The organism is Brachyspira pilosicoli, assembly GCF_019402445.1.
GTDB classification, from domain to species: Bacteria; Spirochaetota; Brachyspiria; order Brachyspirales; family Brachyspiraceae; genus Brachyspira; species Brachyspira pilosicoli_B.
Map to the genome: position 1 here is coordinate 1 of NZ_SRZM01000250.1, position 11,988 is coordinate 11,988.

The window sequence follows — 11,988 nt, forward strand, 5'->3', positions numbered from 1 at the left end:
AGCTATATCTTCAACATATATAAAATCTCTAGTCTGTTTTCCATTTCCAAATATATTTAAATCTTTGTTATTGATTGCATTATCCATAAATATTGAAATTACTCCAGCTTCTCCATGCGGTGTCTGTCTTGGTCCGTAAACATTTGAAAATCTGCAAATTATATAATTTAAATTTGATAATATTAAATATTTTTCCATAGTAAGTTTAGATAAGCCATAATATGAAATAGGAACAGTATTATGCAATTCATCTATTGGAAGTTTTTTAGGAATGCCATATACAGCTGCACTTGAACTTGCTATAATTTTTTTTATATTATATTTTTTTGATAGTTCTATTATATTAAGAGTTGCTATTATATTTTCATTAGCATCATTAATAGGGTTTCTTATAGAATTTGGTACTGATACTTGTGCTGCTAAATGTATTATATATTCTATTTTATTATTATTAAATATAGCTTCTAGGTCATTATAATTTTTTATGTCTATATTATAGAAAAGAGCTTTATTGTTTATATTTTCTTTTTTACCTGTAGATAAATTATCAGCGATAATAACTTTATAATTATTTTGTATTAATATATCTGCTATATGTGAGCCTATAAATCCAGCTCCGCCTGTTATTAATATCATAATATACTCTTTAATAAAAAATTATATATTTAGTATGATATACTTTTTATATATATAAATCAAATTTTGTATATATTATTTTTATAATTAGTGTATAATTTAATTAATAAAATTATTAGGGTTATTTTTATGCCAAAAGTTTCTGTCGTTGTACCAATTTATAATGTGGAAAAATATGTAAAAAAATGTTTAGATAGTATTATTAACCAAACATTAAAAGATATAGAAATAATTTGTGTGAATGATTGTTCTCTTGATAATTCCGAAAGTATTATTAAAGAATATGTAAATAAAGATAGTAGAGTAAAGCTTATTAGTCATAAAGAAAATCAGGGATTAGGATTTGCAAGAAATAGTGGTTTATTAGAAAGTAATGGAGAGTATGTTTCTTTTATAGATTCTGATGATTTTGTATCTGATAATTTTATTGAAGAGTTATATAATACAGCTATTAAATATAATGCTGATATAGTTTTTACAAATAATATATATACCGTTAATGAAGCTAGTAACAATATAAAACCTTATTATCACAATAGAATAAAGATTTGGAAGAATAAATTTAAAAACTCTTATATTGAAGGTATTAGTAATTTTAATGTTAATACTGAAGAAAAAGAAAATACTCCAGAATATCCATTAGTTGTTGCTTGGAATAAATTGTATAAGAAAAATTTTTTAACTGAACATAAATTGCTATATTCTAAATTCAGACTTGCTGAAGATGCAGATATGTTTTATAGATTTTTAGTACATAATCCACAAATGTGTTATAATAATAATGCTAAATATTATTATTTACAAAGAAGTACTTCTTTAATAGGAAATATTGCACATACAAAAAATATGCCTTTAGCAATATTAGAAGTATTTGAAAATATTTTTAATTACTATAAAGAAAATAAAAAAGAACTTTTAATAGATTGTAATTATCATAATTTCTTTTCTTTGCTTCACACTTTTAATAATTATAAAGCAGAAAATAAAAATGAGTTTTATAAACTTTGTCATAATCTAATGAAAAAACTTGATGTTGAAATAGATAGAAAAAAACATGCCTTCTATTCTTATAATGTTTATATAATGAAAACTTATGATGATTATAATGTTTATATAGACAAAATAGAATCTATAAAGAAAAAAGTGTTTTCTGTTGCTTGGTGGATACCTTCTATTACGCTTAGAGAGAAGTACAAAAAATATGCTTTAGATAAAATTGCTAATAGCAAGTTTTAAATATGAGTATATCCTGTGTATTTAAAATTTACTGTTTTATTATTTTTATCTATAAACGAAACTCTATTATCTTCTTTTAATGATGTTATTTTACCTATTTTTATAAGATTATCTTTTTCTTCTATATTGTACTGAGTTGTAAATAACACAGCATAATCTTCTCCACCTGTAAGTATTGAGTTTAATACTTCTTTGTTGTTATTATCATTAAAAAATCTATTAACCTTATGCCAATTAGAGTCTTCAAATACTTTAGCATACAAATTAGACTTTTCTGCTATATGAGATAAATCTTGTAATAGTCCATCACTAATATCTATAGATGAGTTTATTTTGTATTTTTTTATTATTTCTTGCCATTCATTAAAGAAAAGTTTTGGTCTTAAATGAGTTTTTACACTTTCATCATCATAACTATAGTTTCCAGATAATAGTTTTTTTAATCCTAGGTCACTTTCACCAACAATGCCTAAAACATAAATATTGTCATTGTCTTTTGCTGTGCTTCTAAGTATTGCTTTATCTTTTTCTATTTCACCTATTAATGTTATAGATATAAAGAAATCATTATTTGAACTAGTGGTATCGCCTCCTGCAATTTCTATACTAAGAGGTTTGCATGCATCTAAAAAACCCTCATACCACTTCAATATATTTTCTTCTGTAATGTTTTTTGGTATAGATAATGATACAAACACACTTTTAGGAAAAGCACCCTTACATATAATGTCACTAATATTAACTTGTGCCGATTTATAACCAACATCATAAAAAGAATAATATTTAAGGCTAAAATGTATATTTTCAACTAATATATCTGTTGTTACAAGAATATCTTTTTTATCGCTAAGATTTTTTAATACAGCACAGTCATCACCAATATTGATATTTGAAGTTTTATTAAAATTTTTTGATAGTTGTTTTATTTTTTCTATAAGTTCAAATTCTTTCATCTTTACTCATTTACTTATTTCTTCATTAAATTTTTTAGGATCATACCAATAGCAACCTATACAAGAACCATTATATTCTAAAGAACCTTTTAAAACAGATTTAGAATATCCAAGATTTTTAGCATCAAATCTTAATCCTGTATCCTTACAATTTTTACAATGCTGCCTTTTGGCATTATTTGCTGCTTTTGATAAAGGCTGAAAATCTTCTAATTTTTGTGTATGTTTTGATATATTATCATATCTTCCATCTTTATGATCAACTTCTACTTCTCCTGTGTAAAGTACAACGCATCTTTGTTTTTTTATTATATCTTTAATTTTTTTATCTATTGTTCTATAAACAGGATTTTTCTTTCTACCTTCTAAAGCCACTCCTACAATTTTACCTTTTTCTTTTACTCTTTTTATATTAAATTCTTTTCCCAAAGTTCCATCATCTCGGCACCAATCTCCTCCATTTCCCATTTGTAATGATGCATATACCCCTATAAATTCATCAATATGTACTATTCTTGAAAAACCATCTTCATCTGGTTTAGCTAATTCCAAAAATAATTCTTTTTTTGTTTTCAACATAATTTTTTATCCTTTCTTCGGCATGTTTAAAATATGTTTGATCTTTTTCTATACCTATAAAATTTCTATCACAATTTAGAGAAGCTACACCTGTTGTACCGCTACCCATAAAAGGGTCTAATATTGTATCATTTATATTTGAATGTTTTATTATTAAATCTTCTATTAATTTTAAAGGTTTTTGTGTAGGGTGTATTCTATTTTTTATATGTTCTATTGGATATTTATATATGCCATTATCATATTCTGAATTAAATGTAGGGTTATTCCCTTTAACACCATATATTGCTATCTCTCTGCTATTAGTTAAATAAGTTCTTTTACTATTTAAAGGAACAGGGTTGGTTTTCTCCCATATAATGAGCCTAATCATTCTAAATCCTGCTTTTTCCATAGCTTCTTTTAAAATGGTTATTTTCCATATATCGTAAAATATTATAGCAGACCCGCCTTTTTTTAAAGTATTAAAAAAAGTTTTGCATAAAACATCTAAATCTATTATTGCCTTGTCCCACTCTCCAAAATCCATACTTACAGCAAATCTTTTTACTCCTTTTTTTACATTCATAAACCCAGTGTCTTTAGATATAGTATAAGGAGGGTCTGTTAGAATTAAATCAATTTCATTGTTAATATCTTTTAAAATATTAAAACAGTCATCATTTATTAGTTTCACAATACTACCTTATAAATATTAAAAAAGCCAACCATGGGAATCGAACCCACGACCCACGCATTACGAATGCGTTGCTCTACCAACTGAGCTAGGTTGGCATTTTTTATAATTATAACAGTATTATATGCTTTGTCAATTTTGCTGAAACTTAGCGAATTAAACTAAATAATTTTTTAATATATTGAAAAAAAATTAAATTCGTATAAAATATAACAAATAATAATTTTAAAATTAGGATTAATAAATATGGAATATGAAGCAGTCATAGGATTAGAAGTGCATGTTCAGCTTAACACTAAAACAAAAGCATTCTGTTCATGCCCAAACACTTTCGGTGCTCCTGCAAACACTCTTACTTGTCCAAGATGTCAGGCTCACCCTGGTACTTTGCCTATAGTCAATAAAGAAATGGTGCATAAAACTATTAAAGCAGGACTTGCTACTAACTGTACTATTCAAAAGAAAAGCAGATTCGCTAGAAAACATTATTTCTACCCAGATTTGCCTTCTTACTATCAGATTACTCAAATGGACGAACCTATTTGTACTGAAGGTCATCTCGATATTACTGTACTTAATGAAGATGGTTCTTCTTACAATAAAAGTATAAGAATAAACAGAATACATATGGAAGAAGATGCTGGTAAACTTGTGCATGATGATACAGGAAGACCTTTAAGCTATGTAGACTTAAACCGTGCAGGTTGCTGTTTGATTGAATGTGTAAGCGAGCCTGATATTTCTACAGGTGAAGAAGCTTATCAATATTTAACAGAGCTTAAAAAAATATTTAAATATATTGATGTTTCTGATTGTAATATGGAAGAGGGTTCTTTAAGATGCGATGCTAACGTTTCTATACGTCCTAAAGGAAGCAAAGAACTTGGCACTAAAACTGAAGTAAAAAATATGAACAGTTTTAGAAATGTAAGACTTGCTATTGACTATGAGATTAAGCGTCAGATAAAAGCTCTTAACAATGGAGAGAAAATCTTACAAGAAACTAGACTTTATGATGCCAAAGAGAACACTACTAAAGGAATGCGTTCAAAAGAGGGTGCTGCAGATTATAGATATTTCCCAGACCCAGATATACCTCTTTTAGTTCTTAAAGATGAAGAAATTGAACAGGCTAAAAAAGAGCTTCCAGAACTTCCTCAGCAAAAACGCGAAAGACTTAAAAAAGATTATGATTTGCCAGATCAGGATATAGTTGTACTTACAGAAGATGCAGCATTGGCTGATTATTATGAGGCAGCAGTAAAAGCTTATCCTAAACAGCCTAAGAAAATAAGCAACTGGATAATGGTAGAAGTTAATGCATACTTAAATAAAAAACTTCAAACTATAAAAGATTTCAAACCAAAACCAGAACATATTGCTGAAATATTTAAACTTATAGATGAAAATGTTATAAGCGGTAAAATAGCAAAAGAGATTTTTGAGGATATGTGTGAAACAGGAGAGGCTCCTTCCGCTATAGTTGAGAAAAAAGGTATCAAACAAGTTAGTGATACTGGTGAGCTTGAAGCAATCATAAGAAAAGTTTTAGAAGAAAATCCTAAATCAGTAGCAGACTTCAAAGCAGGTAAAGAAAAATCATTCGGATTCTTAGTAGGTCAAACAATGAAGGCCACTAAAGGTCAAGGTAACCCTAAACTTGTTAATGAAGTATTAAGAAAAATTTTAAGCGAATAATTGAAACTATATTAAATAGAAATAAGCCTAGCTATTAAATAATAGTTAGGCTTTATATTTTTTGGTGGTTATTATGAATAATAATATGATAAAAAGTGTAACACATCTAAGTTTGATTGAATTATTATCAAGTAATTCTAATAATAATTTTTACTATTCTATACCTTTATATCAAAGGGACTACTCTTGGAAAAAAGATAATATAAGCGAATTTATAAATGATATATTTGAAGCATATGATGCATATATAAATGGGTATAATAATAATTATTTTTTTGGTTCGATAATAACTGTAGTAGATGAGAAAGATAATAATAAGCATAATGTAATAGATGGTCAGCAAAGGTTAACGACATTTATTTTATTTTTAAAAGTGATACAGAAAGATTTTAATAAAAACTGTTTTTCTAATATTACTAATTATACAGAAGATGAGCGGGAAATTATTTCAGAATTAAACATATTTTTAAAAAACTGCTTATGGGCAAAGAAAAAAGAAATATCTAAAATTATGTCTGAGAAATCAAATGATTCATCTTATATAGTTGATTTGCTTTCAGATGAAGATTTAAATAAAATAGATGATAAAATTTTAATATATAAAAATTATAATTTATTAAAAGAATTTTATGATGATTTAAAAAAAGAGTATTCTGCTAATTTTGATATTATAAAATTTATAAATTTTGTTTTATCAAATATAGAATTTGTAAAAGTTGAAACTTCATCTAGGAGCAGTGCTTTAAAAATATTTTCTGTTTTAAATACAAGAGGTCTTGAGTTAAATTCTACAGATATTATTAAAGCAGAAATGATGTACGATTTGAATATTAACAGACATAAAGATTTTGAATCTAAATGGAAACTTTTAGAACAAAAATCATCTGAATTAAATACATCATTGGAGTCTTTATTTAAATATTACATCACTATGTACAAACCTGATAGTATTAAAGGTACAAGCGATGAAAATATTAGAGAATTATGGAGAAATAGAGATAAATGGGGTGCTATAATAGAATTTGAGAATTTTATATCTTCTTATGAGTATATTATGAATATGAGAAATGCTTATATTTGGTGCTTGAGACATTTGTTAATAATGGGTAAAAATGCATATACTTGGATTCCTTTACTTATAACTATGAAGTTTAAAAAATATAGTGATGATGATATTATGTATATTGCTAAATTTTTAGTTAAATGGCATTGGCTGCATCTAGTAAATGGTTATACAATAGAAAAAATAAAATCTTTTAATTTTTCTATTTTAAGAGTTATAAAAAGTGATAATAATTCTATAGATGAAATTATAAAATTAGAGCCAAGAGTTATTACGCATGATGGTAAAACTTTAGAAATATTATCTAAAGGAGTTTGTAATACTTTAAGAATATCTAATTTTTATAATTTAAAATGGGGGCGTGCATTATTGTATTTTTTATTTAATAAACCGTTATTAGAAACTTTAGAAAATACTATAGATATAGCTTTTACACCTCTTAAATCCACAATAGAGCATATATACCCTCAAAATCCAAAAGAGGACGAGTGGATAAATTGCTCAGAAGATTTTAAACATAAATTAGGAAATTTAACATTACTTGATAAAAGATCTAACATACAGGCAAGTAATGATATAGATAAAAAAATTAAAATATATAATAACAAATTATTTATGTATACACCTGAACTTTCAAAAGAAAATCTATGGTCAGATGAGAAAATAGCGTTAAGAACTGAAGAGTTAATAAAAGATTTTTGTGAATATATAGATATTAATTATTATAATTAAGAAATTTGAAAATATACTTATAATTTACTATATTTAAAATATATATTAATTATAAGGACGATTAATGACTATAGAAAAATTATCAAAGATGATTGAAGTATCAAGCGGAAAGGTTTTAGCTGATTTGGTGATAAGAAATTGTAAGGTAGTAGACCCAATTTCGTCAACTATTACTGATGCGGATATTGCTATTGTTGATGATTATATTGTTGGGGTGGGTTCTTATAATGCAAAAGAAGTTATTGATGCTAAAGGTTCTTATGCTACTAGTGGTTTAATAGATTCACATGTTCATATAGAATCATCTTTATGTGCACCAGCAAATTTTGCAGAAGTTGTTATTCCTTTTGGCACCACTTTAATTGTAACAGACCCTCATGAGATTGCCAATGTATGCGGTATTGAGGGTATTAAGTTTATGATTAATTCTTCCAAAAAAAGCCCATTAAAATGTAAGTTTATGCTTTCTTCATGCGTGCCTGCTGTTAGTTTTGAAGATTCTGGAGCTGTACTTGATTCTAAAATAATAGAAGAGTTTATAAACGATGAAGATATATTTGGTCTTGCCGAGATGATGAATGCTCCGGGTGTATTATCTCTTGATAAAGATGTGCTTAAAAAATTACTTGCAGCAATCAATGCAGATAAGATTATAGATGGTCATGGTGTAATGCTTGGAGGAAAGACAGTAAATGCTTATAGGGCTGCTGGAGTTTATACTGACCATGAATGCGTATCTGCTAAAGATTTGAAGTCAAGAATAGCTAATGGAATGTATGTGCTTTTAAGGCAAGGTTCTGCTGCACAGAATTTAGCTTCACTCTTACAGGGAGTTAATCAAAGTAATGCTAGAAGATGTGCAATGTGTACTGATGATAAGCATTTGGACCATATTATTGAAAACGGACATATATCTCATAATTTAAAAATAGCAGTAGAGCTTGGGCTTGATGTATTTAATGCAATTGCTATGGCTACGATTAATGCTGCTGAATGTTACAGACTTAAAAATATTGGTTTAGTTGCTTCAGGATATAAGGCTGATATTGTTTTATTTGATGATTTAAAAGATTTTAAAGCTAATAAAGTTTTTATAGATGGAAAATTAGTTGCAGAAAATGGAAAGTCTTTATTTAAAGTAGAAAAAGATAATTATAATAATAATATTTTTAATACTATAAATATAGCACCTATTACAGTTAATGATATACAAATAAAATTAAAATCTGATGAGGCTAATGTTATAAGAATAGTTAATAAAGATTTAGTTACAGAGAAAAGTGTAAGGATAGTAGGATTTGAAAATGGTTATTTTAGATATAGGAAAAGTGTTGATATATTAAAATTGGTTGTTGTAGAAAGGCATAAGGCAACAGGAAAAATAGGTTTAGGATTAATAGAAAATTATAAATTAAAAAATGGTGCTATTGCTACAAGTGTTTCTCATGACTCTCATAATATAATAGCAGTAGGTGATAATGATGAAGATATAATACTTGCAATAAAAGAAATAGAAAAAAGTTCAGGCGGAATAACAGTTGTAAAAAATGGAAAAGTCCTTGATACATTACAATTAAAAATAGCAGGCATTATGTCAGATGAAGCACCTAAAGATATAGTAAAAAAAATATATTCTATGCATGAATTAGCATACAATGAACTTAATGTAAACAGAGAAATAGACCCGTTTATGACTTTATCATTTATGGCACTTCCTGTTATACCAGAAATTAAACTCACAACTAGCGGTCTATTTGATGTTAAAGAGTTTAATTTTATAGATGTAAGTGCTTAATTATTTAAAAAATTTCTCCTTTTAATAAGTTGTTTAATTGATTTCTAGAATAGATTGTAACAATTTCACTATGTACAGCATAACTTTTTGCACTACTTGTTAATTCTACAGGTACTATTAATACTCCTCTTTTAGCACCAGAATCTTTTACTTTTACAATAAAATCTCTTAATATCAATTCCCCAACATTTGTGTTTTGCCATCGCTTAATAGAAATAAATGTTAAATTATATTTACCAACTTCACTATCATATGCTAAATAGTCTATTTCATCTATGTTATCATCAGGGTTATCTATAAACTCTTGTACTATAGTATAAGAAAGTTTATTAGTTATTATATTTTTACATAATTTTTTAAAATCATTAAAAGTTAAATTATATATTTTATCTACGATATTATTATTAGAGTTATTATGTGTACTTCTTGTTTTATTATCAAATTTAATATTATGAGTTATTTTTAAATTTAATAATATATTATCTACGTCTATTGAGTTTTCATTATTTTTTGGTGCTAAAGTATTTATGTATTCAAAATTTGTAAAACTATTTTCCCAAATCTCTACAGTGTTTTCCCACTCATTAAGATTTTCTTTTTGTACATAATCTTCATAATATTCATGTTCATAAATATTATCTAATTTACGATTTCCTCTATTTACTTGCAAATGAGCCCTATAAACTTGATATAAATATCCTAAAACTTCATTTATTTTATATATTTTTGATATATTAGAATTAAATTTATTAATTATTTCAAAATATTTTATAGCCTCATCTATGTATCCTAAAAAATAAGAGTAAAATCCAAAATCAAAAATTAACTCTTCATTTATAGCTTCTAATTCATCAGTTTTTAATGTTGATTTTATTTTTCTATATATCTCTTTGAATCTTTTTTTATCTCCTAATTTATGTAATACAAATAAATACATTCTATTATAATAAATTAATAAACTTCTCTCTAAATTATTAGTATCCATTAAAAGTTGTTCTATGTATTCACTAGCATATTGAAGTTTATCAGTAAATAAATACATAGATATTAAAGTCTTTCTAATTTCTATTAATTCATTTTGTAAATTAATAGAATCTCTGTTTATTCTTTTGTCTAAATCTTCTAAAAAAGTTATTGTTCTTTCATAGTTTTTTATATTATAATAAGAATATATAGCAGCTTTAAGTTCATCTATATTAAACTCTCTTCTAGACATAATAGCCTTATTAAAGTAATTACATGCAAATTGATATTTTTTTTCATTAAATAATGTGTAAGCCACTTTTATTAAATAAAGTATATTACTTGGTTCTAGATTTGTAATAATTACATCATATTTAAAAGCTTCTTCTTTATAATCTAATTCAGTGCATATGTTCTCCATTCTCTTGTATATTTTAGTTTTTTCATTATCATTAAAATAATTAACAGAAATAAGAAACTCATACTTTTTTAAAGCGTCAAGAATATCTCCGCTTTCATCTTTAATTAATGCTAATTTATAAATAGTATTATAATCATTTGGGTTTTTTAATAATTTTTTATTTAACTCAGCAATAATATTTTTAACAGACTGACTATTTTTTTTATAAATATTATTATTTATAAATAAATATAAAGCTATTATAAATAATAATATTAATAGAAATATAAAAACATATATATATATATTTTCCATAAAATAAATCCTAAAAGTATAAAAATTATTGTTTTAGAATATTTCTCCTTTAAGTAAATTACTAAATTGATGTTTAGAATATACAGTAATGCTTTCATTATGAGAAACATAACTTCTAGCACTTTTAGTTAATTCTGCAGGAACAATTAATATTCCATTTTTAGCACCAGACTCTTGTACTTTCATAAAGAAATCTCTAATACTTAATTCACCTATATCTACTTTATTCCATCTTCTAAAAGATATTAAAGTAAGTTCAACTCTTGCCATTTTATTGTTATATGCTAAATAGTCTATCTCATCTCCTTTTATTTTATCAGCATTATCTATATATTCCTGTACTATAGTGTAAGAAAGCTTTGATAATATTATATTTTGACAAATCTTTTTAAAATCTGAAAAACTTAAACTAAATATTTTATCAATTTTATTCGAATGTATAGGAGTTTTTTGATGGTCTTGTATATTGTAATTTGGCAAATCATATAGTTGAAATTCTTTCAATACTTCTTCTATATTCATAGTTTTTTTTACTTCTACTAGATTAGATATATAATCTAAATGTATGAATGAACTTTCCCATAAACTAATAGCTCTTTCCCAATTATCTATATAGTCTTTTCTAATATAGTTTTCAAAGTTATCATTTTTATATTTTGAGTCGTATATCTTTTTTTCTTCATAAAGCTTAGTTAATTGCGAGTTAGCTATTTCTACATTTCTTAAATATTCTAATATATCACCTATATTAAAAACACTATATAGTTCCATATTGAAAGATTTTATTGTATCAAAATATTTAATAGAGGATTTTATATCTTTTAAAAAATAACTATAAAATCCATAATCAAATATTAAATCAGCTAAGTCTATAGATTCATTATTAATTTTATACATATCTATTAATTTATTGTATACTTCAGTAAATTTTTTATTATCATC

The 11,988-nt window shown here is 25.4% G+C and carries 10 protein-coding genes and 1 tRNA gene; 4 read left to right on the forward strand and 7 right to left on the reverse strand.

Translation table 11 applies throughout. The features are described 5' to 3' along the window. The coding region (locus tag E6A48_RS08345) for an NAD-dependent epimerase/dehydratase family protein (protein ID WP_219709650.1) at positions 1–636 on the reverse strand (636 nt) is incomplete at its 3' end. Between the two features lie 129 nt (positions 637–765). Between E6A48_RS08345 and E6A48_RS08350 the strand changes: the two genes are divergently transcribed. After that, entirely contained in the window at positions 766–1,872 is a 1,107-nt protein-coding gene (locus E6A48_RS08350; RefSeq protein WP_219709652.1) for a glycosyltransferase family 2 protein, read from the forward strand. Here E6A48_RS08350 and thiL read toward each other — a convergent pair. From thiL to E6A48_RS08370, 4 genes are all read right to left on the reverse strand, one after another. Next, a complete protein-coding gene (gene thiL, locus E6A48_RS08355; RefSeq protein WP_219709654.1) occupies positions 1,869–2,825 on the reverse strand; it encodes a thiamine-phosphate kinase in 957 nt (318 codons plus the stop codon). The genes E6A48_RS08350 and thiL overlap by 4 nt on opposite strands. A gap of 6 nt (positions 2,826–2,831) precedes the next feature. After that, positions 2,832–3,404, reverse strand: a complete 573-nt coding sequence (locus tag E6A48_RS08360) for a hypothetical protein (protein WP_219709656.1) — start codon at positions 3,402–3,404, stop codon at positions 2,832–2,834. Then, positions 3,364–4,080, reverse strand: coding sequence for a DNA-methyltransferase (locus tag E6A48_RS08365; RefSeq protein WP_219709657.1), 717 nt, complete (start codon positions 4,078–4,080; stop codon positions 3,364–3,366). Before E6A48_RS08365 ends, E6A48_RS08360 begins: the two co-directional genes overlap by 41 nt. Before the next feature lie 25 nt (positions 4,081–4,105). Continuing rightward, positions 4,106–4,178: transfer RNA gene (locus E6A48_RS08370), tRNA-Thr, on the reverse strand. A gap of 148 nt (positions 4,179–4,326) precedes the next feature. Here E6A48_RS08370 and gatB point away from each other — a divergent pair. The 3 genes from gatB (at position 4,327) to ade (ending at position 9,368) form a co-directional block, all read left to right on the forward strand. Continuing rightward, positions 4,327–5,778 (forward strand): Asp-tRNA(Asn)/Glu-tRNA(Gln) amidotransferase subunit GatB, encoded by a 1,452-nt coding sequence (gatB, locus tag E6A48_RS08375; RefSeq protein WP_014932514.1) that lies wholly within the window; start codon positions 4,327–4,329, stop codon positions 5,776–5,778. Positions 5,779–5,851: 73 nt separating this feature from the next. Then, positions 5,852–7,573, forward strand: a complete 1,722-nt coding sequence (locus tag E6A48_RS08380; RefSeq protein WP_219709659.1) for a DUF262 domain-containing protein — start codon at positions 5,852–5,854, stop codon at positions 7,571–7,573. A 64-nt stretch (positions 7,574–7,637) separates the two neighbouring features. After that, positions 7,638–9,368 carry an adenine deaminase gene (gene ade / locus E6A48_RS08385; protein ID WP_219709661.1) on the forward strand — a complete coding sequence of 577 codons (1,731 nt, stop codon included), beginning with the start codon at positions 7,638–7,640 and terminating at the stop codon, positions 9,366–9,368. A 4-nt stretch (positions 9,369–9,372) separates the two neighbouring features. Here the strand turns inward: ade and E6A48_RS08390 are convergent, their stop codons facing one another. Next, positions 9,373–11,046 (reverse strand): restriction endonuclease, encoded by a 1,674-nt coding sequence (locus E6A48_RS08390; protein ID WP_219709662.1) that lies wholly within the window; start codon positions 11,044–11,046, stop codon positions 9,373–9,375. 33 nt (positions 11,047–11,079) lie between these two features. After that, on the reverse strand, positions 11,080–11,988 hold a 909-nt coding region (locus E6A48_RS08395; protein WP_219709663.1), incomplete at its 5' end, for a restriction endonuclease.